Origin of the sequence: Actinoallomurus sp. NPDC050550 (assembly GCF_040655075.1) — a bacterium.
Classification (GTDB): domain Bacteria; phylum Actinomycetota; class Actinomycetes; order Streptosporangiales; family Streptosporangiaceae; genus Actinoallomurus.
The window spans coordinates 77355-94410 of sequence record NZ_JBFAJC010000009.1 but is presented as its reverse complement, the minus strand read 5'-3'; the positions used below and the strand labels follow the sequence as shown (position 1 = coordinate 94410).

The 17056-nt window shown below is 72.1% G+C and carries 14 protein-coding genes and 1 riboswitch; of the genes, 5 read left to right on the top strand and 9 right to left on the bottom strand.

The window, feature by feature from the left end:
* Positions 1 to 7: 7 nt before the first annotated feature.
* Positions 8 to 2845 (bottom strand): aminomethyl-transferring glycine dehydrogenase, encoded by a 2838-nt coding sequence (gcvP, locus tag AB0I04_RS15075; RefSeq protein ID WP_360884124.1) that lies wholly within the window; start codon positions 2843 to 2845, stop codon positions 8 to 10.
* A 160-nt stretch (positions 2846 to 3005) separates the two neighbouring features.
* A riboswitch (glycine riboswitch) is annotated at positions 3006 to 3102 on the bottom strand.
* A gap of 167 nt (positions 3103 to 3269) precedes the next feature.
* Here gcvP and AB0I04_RS15070 point away from each other — a divergent pair.
* The gene (locus AB0I04_RS15070) at positions 3270 to 4157 is read left to right on the top strand and encodes a hypothetical protein (RefSeq protein WP_360884121.1); all 888 of its coding nucleotides are present in this window, start codon (positions 3270 to 3272) and stop codon (positions 4155 to 4157) included.
* A gap of 98 nt (positions 4158 to 4255) precedes the next feature.
* Here AB0I04_RS15070 and AB0I04_RS15065 read toward each other — a convergent pair whose 3' ends face one another.
* Together AB0I04_RS15065 and AB0I04_RS15060 are read right to left on the bottom strand one after the other, a co-directional pair.
* Complete coding sequence (locus AB0I04_RS15065; RefSeq protein ID WP_360884118.1) at positions 4256 to 5164, bottom strand: ABC transporter permease; 909 nt, start codon at positions 5162 to 5164, stop codon at positions 4256 to 4258.
* Positions 5161 to 6120, bottom strand: a complete 960-nt coding sequence (locus AB0I04_RS15060; protein ID WP_360884115.1) for an ATP-binding cassette domain-containing protein — start codon at positions 6118 to 6120, stop codon at positions 5161 to 5163. Before AB0I04_RS15060 ends, AB0I04_RS15065 begins: the two co-directional genes overlap by 4 nt.
* A 120-nt stretch (positions 6121 to 6240) precedes the next feature.
* Here AB0I04_RS15060 and AB0I04_RS15055 point away from each other — a divergent pair, with 120 nt between their 5' ends.
* A complete protein-coding gene (locus AB0I04_RS15055) occupies positions 6241 to 6984 on the top strand; it encodes a TetR/AcrR family transcriptional regulator (protein WP_360884112.1) in 744 nt (247 codons plus the stop codon).
* 85 nt (positions 6985 to 7069) lie between these two features.
* Positions 7070 to 9979, top strand: coding sequence for a flippase-like domain-containing protein (locus AB0I04_RS15050; protein ID WP_360884109.1), 2910 nt, complete (start codon positions 7070 to 7072; stop codon positions 9977 to 9979).
* 112 nt (positions 9980 to 10091) lie between these two features.
* Here AB0I04_RS15050 and AB0I04_RS15045 read toward each other — a convergent pair whose 3' ends face one another.
* Positions 10092 to 10982 (bottom strand): LysR substrate-binding domain-containing protein, encoded by an 891-nt coding sequence (locus tag AB0I04_RS15045; protein WP_360884106.1) that lies wholly within the window; start codon positions 10980 to 10982, stop codon positions 10092 to 10094.
* A 99-nt stretch (positions 10983 to 11081) separates the two neighbouring features.
* On the opposite strand from AB0I04_RS15045, the gene AB0I04_RS15040 reads away from it, so the two are divergent.
* Together AB0I04_RS15040 and AB0I04_RS15035 are read left to right on the top strand one after the other, a co-directional pair.
* Positions 11082 to 12008, top strand: a complete 927-nt coding sequence (locus AB0I04_RS15040; protein ID WP_360884103.1) for a DMT family transporter — start codon at positions 11082 to 11084, stop codon at positions 12006 to 12008.
* Between the two features lie 3 nt (positions 12009 to 12011).
* Entirely contained in the window at positions 12012 to 12983 is a 972-nt protein-coding gene (locus tag AB0I04_RS15035) for an MFS transporter (RefSeq protein ID WP_360884574.1), read from the top strand.
* A 34-nt stretch (positions 12984 to 13017) separates the two neighbouring features.
* Here the strand turns inward: AB0I04_RS15035 and AB0I04_RS15030 are convergent, their stop codons facing one another.
* The 5 genes from AB0I04_RS15030 to AB0I04_RS15010 all read right to left on the bottom strand — a co-directional run bounded on the left by AB0I04_RS15030 (position 13018) and on the right by AB0I04_RS15010 (position 17022).
* Positions 13018 to 14019 carry a glutathione S-transferase C-terminal domain-containing protein gene (locus AB0I04_RS15030; RefSeq protein WP_360884100.1) on the bottom strand — a complete coding sequence of 334 codons (1002 nt, stop codon included), beginning with the start codon at positions 14017 to 14019 and terminating at the stop codon, positions 13018 to 13020.
* Between the two features lie 13 nt (positions 14020 to 14032).
* Positions 14033 to 14626, bottom strand: coding sequence for a MerR family transcriptional regulator (locus tag AB0I04_RS15025; protein WP_360884097.1), 594 nt, complete (start codon positions 14624 to 14626; stop codon positions 14033 to 14035).
* A gap of 403 nt (positions 14627 to 15029) precedes the next feature.
* Positions 15030 to 15500 (bottom strand): bifunctional nuclease family protein, encoded by a 471-nt coding sequence (locus tag AB0I04_RS15020; RefSeq protein WP_252781406.1) that lies wholly within the window; start codon positions 15498 to 15500, stop codon positions 15030 to 15032.
* Positions 15501 to 15601: 101 nt separating this feature from the next.
* Positions 15602 to 16312, bottom strand: coding sequence for a MerR family transcriptional regulator (locus tag AB0I04_RS15015; protein WP_360884094.1), 711 nt, complete (start codon positions 16310 to 16312; stop codon positions 15602 to 15604).
* A gap of 146 nt (positions 16313 to 16458) precedes the next feature.
* On the bottom strand, positions 16459 to 17022 hold the full coding sequence (locus AB0I04_RS15010) for an FHA domain-containing protein (RefSeq protein WP_360884091.1): 564 nt from the start codon (positions 17020 to 17022) through the stop codon (positions 16459 to 16461).
* Positions 17023 to 17056: the final 34 nt, after the last annotated feature.

Here is a 17056-nt window from a genome sequence, read left to right as displayed (position 1 = left end):
CCCGGCCTCAGGACTCGAAGGCCTCCGGCGGCGGGCAGGAGCACACCAGGTTGCGGTCGCCGTACGCCTGGTCGATGCGGCGCACCGGCGGCCAGTACTTGTTCTCCCGCAGGGCGGGCAGCGGGTACGCCGCGTCCTCCCGGCTGTAGGAGTGCTTCCAGTCCGTGGTGAGCAGCGACGCGGCCGTGTGCGGGGCGTTCTTCAGCGGGTTGTCGTCGGCGTCGTACTCCCCTGCCGCCACCCGCTCGATCTCCTGGCGGATCTGGATCATGGCGTCGCAGAAACGGTCGAGCTCGGCCAGGTCCTCGCTCTCCGTGGGCTCGATCATCAGCGTGCCCGCGACCGGGAAGGCCAGGGTCGGCGCGTGCAGGCCGTAGTCGATGAGCCGCTTGGCGACGTCCTCCGCCGTGATCTTCGCGTCCTTGGCGATCCTGCGGAGGTCGATGATGCACTCGTGCGCGACCAGGCCGCCCCGGCCGGTGTAGAGCACCGGGTAGTGGCCGGACAGTCGCTTGGCGACGTAGTTGGCGGCCAGCACCGCCGTCTCCGTCGCCGCGCGCAGCCCGTCGGCGCCCATCATCGCGATGTAGGTCCAGGAGATCGGCAGGATGCCCGCCGAGCCCCAGGGCGCGGCGGAGATCGGGCCGCTGCCCGTCTCCGGGCCCGCCTCCGGCCGCAACGGGTGGTTGGGCAGGAACGGCACCAGGTGCTCGCGCACCCCCACCGGGCCGACGCCGGGACCGCCGCCGCCGTGCGGGATGCAGAAGGTCTTGTGCAGGTTCAGGTGGGAGACGTCCGCGCCGAACTCCCCGAGCCGGGCCAGGCCGACCAGGGCGTTGAGGTTGGCGCCGTCGACGTACACCTGCCCGCCCGCGTCGTGCACGCTCTTGCACACCTCGGTGATGGTCTCCTCGTAGATGCCGTGCGTCGAGGGGTACGTGACCATGATCGCGGCAAGCTGGTCGCGGTGCTTGTCGATCTTTGCGTGCAGGTCGTCGAGGTCGATGTCGCCGTGGTCGGTGCTCTTGACGACGACCACGCGCATCCCGGCCATGACCGCGCTGGCGGCGTTGGTGCCGTGCGCCGAGGAGGGGATGAGGCAGACGTTCCGGTGGCCCTCGCCGCGGGCGGCGTGGTAGCCGTGTACGGCGAGCAGGCCGGCCAGCTCACCCTGGGAGCCGGCGTTCGGCTGCACCGAGACCTTGGCGTACCCGGTGATCTCCGCGAGCCAGGTCTCCAGCTCCTCGATCAGCCGGACGTAGCCGCGCGCCTGCTCCAACGGCGCGAACGGATGGATCTGCGCGAACTCCGGCCAGGTGATGGGCTCCATCTCGGTGGTCGCGTTGAGCTTCATCGTGCACGAGCCCAGCGGGATCATCGAGCGGTCCAGGGCGATGTCCTTGTCCTGCAGGCGACGCAGGTACCGGAGCATCGCCGTCTCCGAGCGGTGCGCGTGGAAGACCGGGTGCGTCAGGTAGCCGCTCTCCCGACGGACGGCCGGAGGCAGCGCGGCCCCCGCGTGGACGGACAGGGCCTCGTTGTCGGCCAGGCCGAACGCCCGCCACACCGCGGCGACGTGCTCGTCCGTCGTGGTCTCGTCGCAGGCGATCCCCACGTGGTCGGCGTCCACGAGCCGGAAGTTGATCCCGCGCTCGCGCGCCCGTCGTACGACCTCCTCGGCGCGCCCCGGGACGCGGGCGAGCACGGTGTCGAAGAAGGTCTCGTGGACGATCTCGGCGCCGACCGCGGCGAGGCCGCCCGCGAGGCGTACGGCCTGCTCGTGGACCCGTTCGGCGATGCCCCGCAGTCCCTCCGGGCCGTGGTAGACGGCGTACATGCTCGCCATCACGGCCAGCAGCACCTGGGCGGTGCAGATGTTGCTCGTGGCCTTCTCGCGGCGGATGTGCTGCTCGCGCGTCTGCAGCGCCAGGCGGTAGGCCGGACCGCCGTCCACGTCGACGGACACGCCGACGAGGCGGCCGGGCAGCTGCCGCTGCAGGCCCTCGCGTACGGCCATGTAGCCGGCGTGCGGGCCGCCGAAGCCGTACGGCACGCCGAACCGCTGCGACGTCCCGACCGCGATGTCCGCGCCGAACTCCCCCGGCGGCGTGAGCAACGTCAGCGCCAGCAGGTCTGCGGACACGACGACCTGCGCGCCGCGCTCGTGCGCGGCCTCCGTCACGGCCGACAGGTCGCGCACGGCGCCACTCGCGCCGGGGTACTGCAGCAGGACGCCGAAGAACTCGCCGTCCGGCAGTCCCTCGGACAGGTCGGCGACGACGACGTCGATGCCCAGCGGCAACGCCCGCGTACGGATGACCTCGATCGTCTGCGGCAGCGCGTCGGCGTCGATCAGGAAGGTGTCCCCGGCCTTTGAAGCCCGGTGCGCGAGGGTCATCGCCTCGGCCGCCGCGGTGCCCTCGTCGAGCAGGGAGGCGTTCGAGACCGGCAGCCCCGTCAGGTCGCTCACGACGGTCTGGAAGTTCAGCAGCGCCTCGAGGCGGCCCTGGGAGATCTCCGGCTGGTACGGCGTGTAGGCGGTGTACCAGCCGGGGTTCTCCAGGACGTTCCGGAGGATCACCCCGGGCGTGACCGTGCCGTGGTAGCCCAGACCGATCATCGAGGTGAGGACCTGGTTCTCCGAGGCCAGCTCACGCAGCCGGGCCAGCGCCCGCACCTCGGTGAGCGCCGGAGGCAGATCCAGCGGACGGTCGGTACGGATCACCGTGGGCACGGCGGCGTCGACGAGGGCCTTAACACTCGGAAAGCCGACGGCCTTGGCCATCTCGGCGCGGTCGCCGCGCGACGGCCCGATGTGCCGATCGGCGAAGGGGACCTCGGTCATTGGGGAGCCTCCTGGTGCGATGGATGCGCAACCACCACCGGGCAGGCCGGTGGCCGGTCTCCCCCTCTGTCAGTGAACCTGAGAGCTTCACCGCGCCGGAGCGCGGCTTGCACCTTCGGTGAGGTCTGGCGTGGATCGCCGGCCTGCTTTCCAGAGGTGCCTAACTCGTACGGTCCTTTTGCCTGAGAGGTTCCGGGGAGGGTTGCTCCTTCGGCGCCCCGCACCACGCTGTGCGAAGTCTCTCCCGTACGAGGTCGACGGCGGTTCCACCCTACCGGAGGCGTCGCCCGTCGCCACGGTCCCGGTTCCCCGAAGATCACCACTCTCGGAGATCACCGGCTATCCGGAGATCAACGCTCCAGAAGATCAGTGCGTCGTCCCGTGCGACGATGGGCGGCCCGGCGACGGCGACGAGGAGGGTCCGATGGACGAGACCTGGCGGCTGATCGAGTGTTGTCACGCGTTCGTCTACTTCGCGCCGGAGGCCAAGGCGGCGTACGCCGACGCGGGCCTCAAGGGCTTCTGGATGGGCTACTTCGCCTCCCGGTCGGCGGCCCTGGGCGCGCCCTCCCCCGAGGTGGTCACGGCCGCGTTCTACAACTTCGCGCCGCGCATGGTCGCCCGCGCGATCCCCGACGCCTGGCGCTATTCCTCGCCCGAGACCGTCCTGGCCGCCCGGACGGCCGTCGTGGACCGGTCCCTGCGCCGCCTGCTCGGCGACCTGGTGGACTCGGCCGACGTCGCGGAGGCCGCGGCCCTGGCGGGGCGGGCGGCGGAGGCGGCGCCGGCCCCGGGCCGCGTCCTGTTCGCGGCGCACGCCGCTCTGCCCCGGCCGGCCGAGCCGCGCCTGGCGCTGTGGCACGCCGTCACCGCGCTCCGGGAGTTCCGCGGGGACGGGCACGTCGCCGCCCTGCTCGCCGCCGGGCTCGACGGCTGCGAGGCGAACGTCGTCGCGGGCGCACTCGGCCTCACCCCGCCCGAGCAGCGCGACTACCGGGGCTGGACCGAACAGGAGTGGACGGCCGCCGCCGACCGGCTGCGGGACCGGGGCCTCCTCGACGCGGACGGCGCGATCACCGCCGAGGGCCGTGCGGACCGGCGGGCGATCGAGGACGTCACCGACCGGCTCGCCCGCCCGCCGCTGGACGCCCTCGGCCGGGACGGCGCGGCCCGGCTGGCCGAGCTCCTTCGCCCGCTGGCGCGGCGGATCGTCGAGGCCGGCGCCGTGCCCTTCCCGAACGCGATGGCCATGCTCCGGTCCGGCCACGGTGCCGACGACCAGGGCGCCGGCGCGGACCCGGCGCCGTCGTGACCTCGGCCGGTCCAGGGCTGGGCGGCCCCGACCAGTCCGGGGCGGCCGCCGCCGGTCCGGTCCGGGGCGGCCGCCGCCGGTCCGGTCCGGGGCGGCCGTCAGCGGTTCACCGTGCGGTACCGGTGTACCGCCGCCGGGACGAAGACGAGCAGCAGAACGGCCGACCACAGCAGGGTCGCGGCCACCGGGTGGCGGAGGGGCCACACGAGGTGGGCGTTCCCGACCACGCCGGGGCTGCCGAACAGATCGCGGCACGCCGCGACGATCGCGCTGACCGGGTTCCAGTCGGCGATGAAGCGCAGCCACGCCGGCATACCCGTGGTCGGCACGAACGAGTTGGACACCATCGTGATCGGGAAGATCAGCGGAACGAGGTTGTCCAGCGTCTCCTCCTTGATCAGCAGGCCGAGCAGCACACCGCCCCAGCTGATCGCGTAACGCATGAGGACCAGGAGGGCGAAGGCGGTCAGGGTCCGAACCGGTCCCTCGTGCGGGCGCCAGCCGACGGCGAAACCGCAGGCGACCATGACCACCATGCCGAGCGCGCCGGTGATGATGTCCGCGCCCGTCTGCCCGAACGGCACCGCCGACCGTGCCATCGGCATGGACCGGAACCGGTCCATGACACCGCGGCCGGCGTCCTGGGCGACCACCATCGAGGTGGCCAGCACGCCCGTGAACGCGGTCATCCCGAACAGGCCGGGCATGAGGTACTCGCGGTAGTTCCCCCCGCCCGGGACCGGGATGGCGCTGCCGAACACGTAGCCGAACATCACCACCATGACCGCCGGGAACACCAGCTGGCCGACCAGCTCTCCCGGCTGCGACTTCAGGTGGCCGAGATTCCGCCGCACGATCGTCCGCCCGTCGGCGAGCGCCCACCGGAGCCGCCCGATGGCCGACGCGGGCCGCGTCGGCAGCCGCAGGACGCCCACGCCGGCTCCGCCGCCCATGCCGGCTTCCCCGCCTACGCGGGCTCCGCCGCGCACGCCGTCTCCCGCGCTCACGCCGCCACCTCCTCTGCCGTGGGAGCGCCGGTCAGGCGGAGGAACACCTCGTCGAGCGTCGGGCGACGCATGGCGACGTCCTCGGCCGCGACGCCGGCACGGTCCAGTTCGAGCACCATGTCGGTGAAGGACACCGAGCCCTTGACTGGCACCCCGACCTTCCGGTTGGCGTGGTCGACCTCGGGCTCGGCGCCGGCGGTCCTCCTCAGCACCGTCGCGGCCGTGTCGAGGGTCGCCGCGTCCCGGACGACGACATCGACGCGGGTGCCGATCGTGGCCTTCAGCTCGTCGGGAGTGCCGGAGGCGATCACCTGTCCGTGGTCGATCACCGCGATCCGGTCGGCGAGTTGGTCGGCCTCGTCGAGGTACTGCGTCGTGAGCACGACCGTCGTCCCGCCCGCGACGAGCTCGCGGACGGTGTCCCAGATCTCGCCGCGGCTGCGCGGGTCCAGCCCGGTGGTCGGCTCGTCGAGGAACAGCACCGGCGGGGCGACGATCAGGCTGGCGATCAGGTCGATGCGACGCCGCATGCCGCCGGAGTAGGTCCCCACGACCCGGTCGGCGGCGTGCGCCAGGCCGAACCTCTCGAGCAGCTCGTCCGCCCTGGCACGGGCGACGCGCTCGGGCAGGTGATAGAGACGGCCGAACATCCGCAGGTTGTCGCGACCGCTGAGTTTGTCGTCCATCGAGGCGTGCTGGCCAGCCAGGCCGATACGGAAGCGCACCTCGTCGGCGTCGCGGACGACGTCGTATCCGGCCACCCGGGCCTGCCCCGCGTCCGGGAGGGCGAGGGTGGTCAGCACGCGCACCGCGGTGCTCTTGCCCGCGCCGTTCGGCCCGAGGAGCCCGCAGACGGTGCCGCGTGCCACCTCCAGGTCGATCCCTCGCAGGGCCTCGGTCCGGCCGAACCGCTTGCGCAGCCCCTCGGCCCAGACCGCGATCTCCGAATCGCTCATGGTCACCCCGTTCTGAAACAGCGTACGTCGTACACGAGTTGTGTACATCGTACGCACATCTGCGTACGCCGTACAAGAACTGATACGATGTACGCACGTTGACCTGCGGGAAGGGGCCCGATGACGGCGGAGGACGGCGACGGCGGCACGGCGCCGGAAGCGCGCGTGACCATCTGGGAGCGCCTCGAACGCCCCGCCCGCGGTCCCCGGCCCGCGCTGACCCACGACCAGATCGCGCGCGCCGGGGTGGAGATCGCCGACGAGCAGGGGCTCGACGCGGTCTCGATGCGGCGGCTGGCCGAGCGCCTGGGCGTCGCGACCATGGCGCTGTACCGGTACGTCGCGGGCAAGGACGACGTGCTCGAGCTGATGATCGACGCGGTGGCAGCCGAGATCGAGCTCCCCCGCGCCACCGGCTGGAGGGAGCTCGCACGAGGCTTCGCGGGCGAACTCCGCGCCGTCGGCCTGCGGCACCACTGGCTGACCGCGGCGCTCGCGCGCACGCCTCACGTGCTCACGCCGAACCTGGTCGAGCGCGTCGAGGACATGCTCCGCTCACTCGACGGGCTCGGTCTCGAGGTCGACACGATGATGGCCGTGTTCGGCACCGTCAACGCCTTCGTACGCGGGGCGACGGCCGACGAGGTGATCCGGCGGGAGGCCGTACGGAGGGGCGGCTGGGCATCGGAGGAGGAGGCGAGGATCGCCTACCTGCCGTACGTCCGGTGGCTGATCGGCACCGGCCGCTATCCGACGCTCACCCGCTACATCATCGAAGGCTCCAACGAGGACGACTCGCAGTGGCAGTTCGAATTCGGCCTGGAATGCATCCTGGACGGCATCGCGGCCCGGCTCGGGATCTGATCCGCGTTCCCGCCGAGGCGTCGATCGGGCGACACAACGGACACCTCCCGCACGTTCCCGGCGATGGGCTGGGAGGATTCACTGCGTGTCCGTGAACGAATCCCCCGGCCGGCGCCCCGGCCCCGACCGCGCCGTTCAGGGAAACCCTCCCCCACCACCGGCCACCGAGACGGCCGCGGAACCGCCTCGGGACCGCTCTGCCCCCCGGACCGCGGCGGAGATCCCGGCGGCCCGGCCCACCACGGAGGCCCCGGACGACGAGACGACCGCGGAGAACCCGGGCGCCCGGCCGGCCGCCGACGCCCCGGCCGAGGAACCAGCCGGAGGCGTCCCCGCCGAGCAGCAGGCCGCCGAAAACCGAGCCGAGGAACGGACCTCGGGCGTCCCGGGCGCGGGGCGAACCTCACGTGTCCGAGCCGAACAGCAGACCGCAGACCCAGCTGACGAGCAGACCGCAGGCGACCCGGCCGACGACCATGCCTCAGCCATCCCGGCCGACGGGCGAGCCGCAGGGGACCCGGCCGACGAGCAGGCCTCAAGTACCCCGGCCGACGAGCGGACCTCAGCCATCCCGGTAGACGAGCGGACCTCACGCGCCCCGGCCGACGGGCGAGCCGGCGGCGTCCGGGTCGACGAGCCGTCGCTGCCCCGGCGGATCCGGCGGCCGTCGGACGCCATCCGCTTCCTGCTGTCGGTGAGCGTCATCGTGCTCATCCTGCTGCTGGCCCACGTCGCCCGGCACACGACCAGCGGCCTGGCCTCCGACATCGCCAGCGGCACCGAGCGCGCGCCGCACCTGCTCCTCACCCTCGCCAACCTCGCCTCGGGAATCGGCGTCCTCGCCGTACCCGTCGCCTTCGGCGTGGACCGCGTCATCCGGCGGAACGGTCTGCGGGTGGCGATCGGCGTCCTCGCCGCCGTGGTCGCTCTGGGCGTCTCCCTCACCCTCGACTCGTGGATCACCGCGGCGGGCATGCGCGACCTGGCGTGGTACCTGACGTGGAAGCGGCACGGCGGGTGGTTCCCCGGTCCGGCGCACATCGACATCACGCCCGTGATCGCCTACGTCACCGCAGTGGGGCTGGGCGGCCGTACCCGCTGGCAGCTCGTGACGTGGACCGTGATCGGCCTGGACGCCGTCGCGTCGCTGGCGACCGGCGGCATCACGCCGCTCGCGGTGCTGACCACCTACCTCATCGGCCGCGCCGTCGGCTACGCCACCCTGTACGCGGTGGGGTCGCCCAACATTCGGCCGCCCGGCGACGCCGTGGTGGCCGCGCTCCGGCGGGTCGGCCTCGCGCCGGTCCGCGCCGCGCGCGCCGACGACGGCCCCGAGGACACCCGCCGCTACACCGCGACGCTCGCCGACGGGCGGGCCATCGCCGTCACCGTGCTCGACCGCGATCAGCAGACGGCGGGACTGCTCTACCGCCTGTGGCGGCGGGTGCGGCTGCGGGGCGGGACGCCGCCGCGCACGATCCGGTCGCTGCGGCGCTCGCTGGAGCAGGAGTCGCTGATGGCCTACGCCATCGCGGCGGCGGGCGCCTCGACTCCGGGACTGCTGGCGACCTCGGAGGTCGGCAGTGAGGCCGCGCTGCTCGCCTACGAACACGTTCCCGGCCGGCTCCTCGCCGACGTGCCCGACGAGGAGCTGACCGACGAGCTGCTCACCGCGATCTGGGCCCAGCTGAAACTCCTGCAGGACCGGCGCCTCGCCCATCGCCGGCTGGCCGGGGAGAGCGTCCTCGTCAACGAGGCCAGACGCCCGTACCTCGTCGACCTGCGGGCCGGAGAGACCGCCGCCGGCGACCTCGTCCTCCGCATCGACCTGGCGCAGTTGCTGACCGAGCTGGCCCTGCGCGTCGGCGCCGAGCGGGCCGTGCGCACCGCCGCCGACGTGCTCGGCGCCGACGCCCTTGGCGCCGCCGTGCCGCTGCTGCAGAACGTCGCGCTCGCCCGGTCGACGAGGAACGCCCTGCGCCGGGACAGGAAACTGCTCAGCCGGATCCGCGAACAGATCCGCGTCCTGCGGCCGGAGCTCGTGACGGCCGCCCAGCCGTTGCACCTCGATCGGTTCCGGCCGCGCACGCTCGTCAGCGTCCTCGCCGGAACCGTCGGCGCGTACCTTCTCCTGTCGCAGTTGGGCAACGTCAACCTGCCCGATCTCGTGGCGCACGCCGACCTGCGCTGGTTCGCGGTCGGCGCGCTGACCTCGGCGGTCAGTTATCTGGCGGCGGCCCTCATGCTGATCGGGTTCGTGCCCGAGCGGCTGCCGCTGGGCCGTACGATTCTGGTGCAGCTCGTCGCGTCGTTCGTGAAGCTCGTGGCGCCCGCCGCGGTCGGCGGCATCGCGGTGAACACGCGCTATCTCCAGCGGGCGGGCGTGCCCGCCGGCCAGGCGGCGGCGAGCGTCGGGGCCTCCCAGCTGACGGGGATGGTCTTTCACATCACGATGCTGGCGCTGTTCGGGTACATCACGGGCAGTGACAACAACAGCCCGTCGCTCCCGCCGTCCCGGATCATCATCGTCTCGCTGCTCGCGGCGGCCGTGCTGGCGATCCTCGTGCTGTCGATCGGGCCCCTGCGCAGGCTCGTCGGCTCGCGGATGCGTTCGATGTTCTCCGGAGTGCTCCCCCGCCTGCTCGACGTGCTGCAGTCACCCAAGAAACTCGCGACCGGGATGGGCGGCACCATCCTGCTCACGCTGGCGTTCGTGCTCTGCCTGGACGCGTCGATCCGCGCGTTCGGCGGTTCGCTGAGCCTGACGACGGTCGCGGTGGTCTTCCTCACGGGCAACGCCCTCGGCTCGGCCGCGCCGACGCCGGGCGGCCTCGGCGCCGTGGAGGGCGCGCTCTCGCTGGGGCTGACCCTCGCCGGGCTGCCGGCCGGGACGGCGACGTCGGCGGTGCTGCTGTTCCGGCTGCACACGTTCTGGCTGCCGGTCCTGCCCGGCTGGGCGTCGCTGTCCTATCTCCAGCGGAAAGGGGCGATCTGACCCGGTGCCGCAACGGCGTCCGTCTCCACTGCTTCGCGCAGCGCGGCGTCCGTCCGAGCGCCGCGCACCGCGTTGACCGCGTCGCGCACCGCGGCGTCGGCTCGAGCGCCGCTCACCGCCTCGTCGCGTCGCGCAGCGCCGTCAGCATCCCGCCGAGCGCGGGATCGCCCAGGGACGTCTCCCGGACCGCCGCGTGGATGGCCCGCACCGGCTCCGGGGCGCGGACCTTGCGCACGACGAGGCCCGGATGGCGGTTGGCCAGGCCCAAGCCCGGGATCAGGCTGACCCCGAGACCGGCGGCGACAAAGCCCTGCGCGGTGGCGTAGTCCTCGCTCTCGACCAGGAGATCCGGGCTGAAACCCGCCGCCGCGCAGCCGGCGAGCAGCACGTCGAGACAGGGCCCCGGCCGCTCGCTGCCGACCCAGGGCTCATCGGCGAGATCCGCCAGGTCGAGGACGCGCCGGGCGGCGAGCCGGTGCCCTTTGGGCAGGACGGCCCGGTAGGGGTCGTCCAGCAGGTGGACGAGGTGAACGCCTTCATGGTGGGCGTCCCGGGCGCATACGACGATCGCCAGGTCGGCCTCGCCGCGCGTCACCTCCGGCAACGGGTCCTCCGGATCGGTCATCGTGAGGTCGACCCGCACCCCCGGCATGCTCTGGCGGAAACGCGCCAGCGCGGGCGCCACGAGGGTGGCGCCCGCAGTGGCGAAGTAATGGATCGTCAGCCGTCCGGTCCGCCCGGCCCGCAGGTCGGCCAGCGCCGTCTCCGCCTCGGCGACCTGCCTGCCGATGACCGCCGCGTGCTCGGTGAGCAACCGGCCGGCCGCCGTCGGCCGTACGCCCCGGCCGACGCGCTCGAGCAGCGCCGTCCCGGCCTGCTTCTCCAGCGCCGCCACCTGCTGGCTGACCGCCGACGGCGTGTACCCGAGATTCGCGGCGGCTGCGGTCACGGAGCCGGTGGTGACGACCGTACGAAGGATCAGCATGCGCCGAACGTCGAGCATGCAGGAGAGCTTAACGGTTCATGCAGAATCTTTCGCTTGTCGTTACGTGTTGCCTCCGGCAACGTTTCCCGCGGAACTGATCGAGGACGGAGGCTCACAGTGATCGGCGGACGCGGCTCTCTGGTGCGCATGGCGGCGCTCGCGCTGCTGTGGGGATCGGGCTTTCTCTGGATCAAACTCGCCCTGAACCATGGGCTGACCCCCGTCCAGATCACGGTCGTCCGCGCCGCGCTCGGGTCGGCCGTCCTCCTGTGTCTCGCCCGTTCCGCGGGGCAGCGTCTCCCCCGGGACCTCGGGACGTGGCGGCGTCTCGTCGTGGCCGCCTTCTTCTGTAACGCCCTGCCGTTCTTCCTCTTCGGGATCGGCGAGCAGACCGTCGGCTCGGGCGTGGCCGGCGTGCTGAACGCGACGACTCCGCTGTGGTCCCTCCTGGTGGGCCTCGCCATCGGCACCGAGCGCGGGCTCCGCCCCGTCCGCCTGGGCGGGTTGCTCCTCGGCTTCGCCGGGACCCTGCTGATCTTCGCGCCGTGGCACGCGGCCGGGTTCGTGAGCCGTGGCTCGTTCGTCCTGCTGGGCGCGGCGGCGAGCTACGCGATCGCCTTCGCGTACATGGCCCGCAGGCTGACCGGGAAGGGCACCGCTCCCATCGCGCTCTCCGCGGCCCAGCTCATCGCGGCGACGGGCCTGAGCGTCCTCACCCTGCCCGCCGACGGCTTCGCGCCGGTCCACGCGGACGCGAAGGCCCTGATCGCCGTGGTCATCCTGGGGATCTTCAGCACCGGTCTGACCTTCTATCTCAACTACCGGCTCATCGCGGACGACGGCGCGACCAGCGCGGCCACCGTCGGGTACCTGCTGCCGGTCGTCTCGGTGGCGCTCGGCGCGATCGTCCTCAGCGAGCCCCTCAGCCTCCGCGTCATCGCCGGGATGGCCGTCGTGCTCGTCGGCGTCGGCATGACGCGCGCACGGCCCGGACCCCCGTCGGCCGTGGAGGCACCGGCCGCCGCCGCCTCACGGACCCACTGAGCGATCACGCAGCCGTCCTCTCCGTGGCGGGTCCGGGCCTTCCGCGCCGTGTTCGCCGCCACCGTGTTCAGCCAGCTCGGCACCAACGTCGGCTATGTGGCGCTTCCGCTGATCGCCGTCTCCCGGCTCGGTGCGGGTCCCGGGCAGATCGGGGCCCTGGGCACGCTGGGCACCGTCGCGTTCCTCCTCATCGGGCTGCCCGCCGGCGCCTGGGTGGACAGGATGCGCCATCGGCGCGTGCTGATCACCGCGGACCTCGTACGGGCTGGGCTGTTCGCCTCCATATCGGCGGCCGTCTGGCTGGGCGGCCTCACCCCCGGTCTCCTCTATGCGATCGCCCTGCTGAACGGCTGCGCCACCGTCTTCTTCGACGTCGGATCGCAGAGCGTTCTGCCGCGGCTGGTCGGACGCGAGAGCCTCGTCCAGGCGAACGCCGCGGTGGTGAGCCTCATCGCCGCCGGCAACGTCGCCGGACGCGGCGCGGGCGGCGCCCTCGTCCAGGTACTCACGGCGCCCGTGGACGTGGCGTGCACGGCCGCGGCCTACCTCGCCTCGGCTCTCCGGCTCACCGCGGTCGACGGTGATCTGGTGCCGCTCCGGCCCGAGCGTCCCGATCGGCTGGGCGCACGGATCGCGGACGGGCTGCGGCACGTGTTCGGCGACCGGGAGCTGCGCGCGCTCGCGCTCACGGCGACACTGACCAACCTCGGCACCCAGATCGTCAACACGATGCTCCCGGTGGTCTTCGTCCGCGACCTCGGTCTGCCGGCGGGTGCGCTGGGGCTCACCGGCGCGCTCGCCGTCGGCTCCGCCGCGGCCGGACTGATCGGCGAGCTGTCCACGGTGCGCACGGCGCTCTGGGCGGGCGCCGTCCTGCTCACCGTGGCCTTCCTTCCCGTCTCGCTGTCCCCGGTCCGCGGGCGCCGCACGCTGCCGCCGATCGTCTCCGCGGAGCAGGAACCCGTTCGGCCGTAGAAACGCGGGATGGCGTCCTGGAGGGCGCCACTCGTCACGCCAGCGCGGGCACCCGCTCTGCGGCGGGAATGGGGCCGGGCGGAGTGCCGTCGCCGAAAGGCCGGCCGCCGAGCTCCTCGCGGCCGTGCGGGGTCGTCCAGCCGCGCAGATCCGGGCCGAGCGGCACGATCCTGCTCGGGTTGATCTCGTGGTGGACGTAGTAGTAATGCCGCTTGATGTGGTCGAAGTCGACCGTGTCCCCGAAACCCGGCGTCTGAAACAGGTCACGGGTGTACGCCCACAGCACCGGCATCTCGGTCAGCTTGCTGCGGTTGCACTTGAAGTGGCCGTGGTAGACGGCGTCGAACCGTACGAGCGTGACGAACAGCCGGATGTCGGCCTCGGTGATCGTGTCGCCGACGAGGTAGCGCCGGCGCTCGAGCCGTTCGGACAGCGCGTCGAGCCGGTCGAACAGGCGGCGGAACCTCCGCTCGTACGCCTCCTGGTCCCGGGTGAAGCCGGTCAGGTAAACGCCGTTGTTCACGTCGCGGAAGACATCCTCGTTGACGGCGTCGATCTCGTCCCGGAGCCGCTCCGGGTACAGCGCGGGCGCGCCGGGCCGGTTGTGGGCCGTCCACTCGGTGGACAGGTCAAGGGTGATCTGCTGGTAGTCGTTGGTCACGAGCCGCCCGCTGGGCACGTCGACGATCGCCGGGACGCTCACCCCGCCGTCGTAACCCGGCTCGGCCTTCTGGTACGCCTCGGACAGGAATCGGATGCCGAGGACCGGATCACGGTCGTTCGGGTCGAGGGTGAATCGCCAGCTGCGCTCGTCCTGAATCGGGTCGACGATCGCCATCGAGATGGCGTCCTCCAGGCCCAGCAGCCGCCGTACGATCACGGCCCGGCTCGCCCAGGGGCAGGCGCGGCTGACCACCAGGCGGTACCTCCCGGGCTCGACCGGCCAGGGCGAGGATCCGTCGGCGGCGATGCGGTCGGTGAAGTGACTCGGCGACCGCTTGAACTCCTTGTCGTCCTTCTGCTCCGTGACGCTCAATCTCAGCCCGTCCTCAACCGGTCTTGCGGACCCTTCGGCGGCGGGCCAGCTCGTCGTGTGGGCTGTCACCGCCCGCGTGCGCACGCTCGGAGGGCATCTCGGCGAGGCTGCCCTCGACCTCCTGCCACACCCGGCCCAGCGCTATCCCGAACACCCCCTGGCCGCCCTGCACGAGATCGACGACCTCGTCGGGCGACGTGCACTCATAGACGCTCACGCCGTCGCTCATCAAGGTGATCTGCGCCAGGTCGTGGACCCCGCGGTCGCGCAGGTGCTCCACCGCCGTGCGGATCTGCTGCAAGGAGACGCCGGTGTCGAGCAACCGCTTCACGACCTTCAACACCAGGATGTCGCGGAAGCTGTAGAGGCGCTGGGAGCCCGAGCCGTGGGCGGAGCGCACGCTGGGCACCACGAGCTCCGTGCGCGCCCAGTAGTCGAGCTGGCGGTAGCTGATGCCCGCCGCGGCGCATGCCGTTGGACCGCGAAACCCGACGTCGTCGGGCAGAGGTGACACGCTCCCGCCGAACAGGAGCCCCTGCTCCCCGGCGCGTTGAGACGCATCGTGCCTTTCGCGGGTCGCCTTGCCCTCGCCGCTGCTTGCCGCCACGCGGACCTCCGGCTCTATCATCCCGCAGCGATCCACCAAGGGGGTTTGACGGAATTACGCCGCAGGTGTTCAAGCAGCACGGTAGGTCGCGACCCCTGCAGGGTCAACGTTCGCGGTCGGCGCGTCGCAGCCAACACAAACTGTTACGACGTCTAATAAACCCCGCAATCGACGCTTACAACGGCACCTACCCACGTTGTGACGCTCTTTGAGGCACAGAAGTTCCCGGGAAGCGGGGAGGAAACCTTTCCCTCCGGATTACGATCCTGCTACTGAGCGGAGTCATGGCGACGCATGCCGGGAGCGCGCCGGAAGGTGCCCGGGGCGGGTCGGCGGCGTCGATTTCGGGGCGCGACTGAGAGGCGCCCGAGACGTGGTCCCGGTGCCGGGTACGAGGCGCCGCTCAGGTGGCGCGGCCGAAGTCCTCCGGAGAGATCGTGTCCAGGAACTCCCGGAACTTTTCGACCTCGTCCTCTTGTTCGTCGGGAATCGCCACGCCCGCCTCGTCGAGGACGTCCTCACTGGCGAAGATCGACGCGCCGGTCCGCAGGGCCAAGGCGATCGAGTCGGAGGGGCGGGCGCTCACCTCGGCGCCGTTCGAGAACACCAGATCGGCGAAGAAGATGCCCTCCCGCAGCGCCGTGATGTTCACCGTGCGCAACTGGACGTCGAAGGCCTCGAGGACGTCGCGGAAGAGATCATGCGTGAGCGGGCGCGCCGGCAGCACACCCTGCTGGGCGAAGGCGATCGCGGTCGCCTCCACCGCGCCGATCCAGATCGGTAGGTAACGGTCGCCGTCCGTCTCCTTCAGCAGCACGATCGGCTGGTTGGAGGGCATCTCGACCCGTACGCCGACGACCTCCATCTGCTTCACAGCGGCTCCCTGCTGAAGACGGCTACCCGAAACCCTTGTAGCCAACGTACACCCCAGTCCCGCTGAGCCGGGGAGTCGAAGACGAGTCGAAATCGCGATCTCTACGGATCGAGGCCTTCCCGCAACCCCATTGAGACCAGCGCGGCGTGCAACTTCAGCGAGAGCGCCGCGATCTCCCGGGCGGTCTCGGCGGCCCGGGCGCGCGCACCCGGGCTGCGCTGGCGCATGGTGGGCGCCACCGCCGCCTCGATCAGGCCGATCTCGCGCTCCGCGGCGGACTTCACCGCCCGAAGGTGACGCGCCTCGAACCCGAACGACCGCAGCGCCGCCGCCGCACGGGCGATCATGAGCGCGTCCCGGTCGTAGTGGCTCCCCGCCCGGCGGATCAGCCCGAACTCCTCCAGCTCGTCGAGGGCCTCGCCGTCGATCCCGGCCGCGTCGGCGAGCTGCCGGCGGGTCAGGCGCACCTCGGCAGTCTCATCGGCGACGCTGTCGGTCGCGACGAGGCCCCGGGGCGCCCGGCGCCGGGCGCCGAGCGGAGGCGGATCCAGGCCGCGGTCGACCGCGTCCAGGTGCTCCTTGATGACGCGCAGCGGCAGGTAGTGGTCGCGCTGAGCGGCCAGGATGAACCTCAGCCGCTCGGCGTCCGCCGGGACGAACTTGCGGTAGCCCGACGGACTGCGCTCGGGCTCGATCAGCCCCTCCGCCTCAAGGAACCGGATCTTCGAAACGGTGATGTCGGGGAACTCGGCGGACAGGAGGCCGAGCACCTCCCCGATCGTCATGTACGCACGGGCCGCGGACGTGCTCATTCCCACCCCCGGTCCGACGGCGTGCGCAGCCGCACGCCGTCCTGCGGCGCCCGCGTGCCCGCGTGACGCCCGTCACTCACCGCGTCCTTAGGCGCACGGCCCCCGCGCGCCCCCTCAGAATCGGCCACACCGCGCCTCCGGCTTCGTCACGGCCCTCCCGCCGGCCGGCCATCGCCCCTTCCGTCGGCGGCGTACTGCGGGTTGGTGAGGAACACCAGCCGGAACTTGCCGATCTGGACCTCGTCGCCGCCGGACAGGCCCGCCTCGTCGATCCGCTCGCGGTTGACGTAGGTGCCGTTCAGGCTGCCCACGTCGCGCACGGAGAACTGCGATCCGCGACGGTAGAACTCGGCGTGGCGGCGGGACACGGTGACGTCGTCGAGGAAGATGTCGCTCTCCGGGTGACGCCCCGCCGTGGTCTTGTCGCTGTCGAGCAGGAACCTGCTCCCGGCGTTTGGTCCCCGCTTCACGACCAGCAGGGCGGTGTCCGGCGGGAGCGCCTCGACCGCCATCTGGTCGGGGGACAGCTCATCGCCGCCCGGCTCCACGTCGGGAACCGCGCCGAGCGAGATCGTCGACGTCGAGTCGCCCGGCTCGCCCGGCATCGGCGGCGGCGCCGCGCTACGGGTGAGTGGAGTTCCGCACTGCGAGCAGAATCGCGCATCCTCCGGGTTGGCGTGACCACACTGCGTGCAGTAGACGCTCGGCATTGATCGGCTCGGCCTCCTACCTATGGCCTCGGGT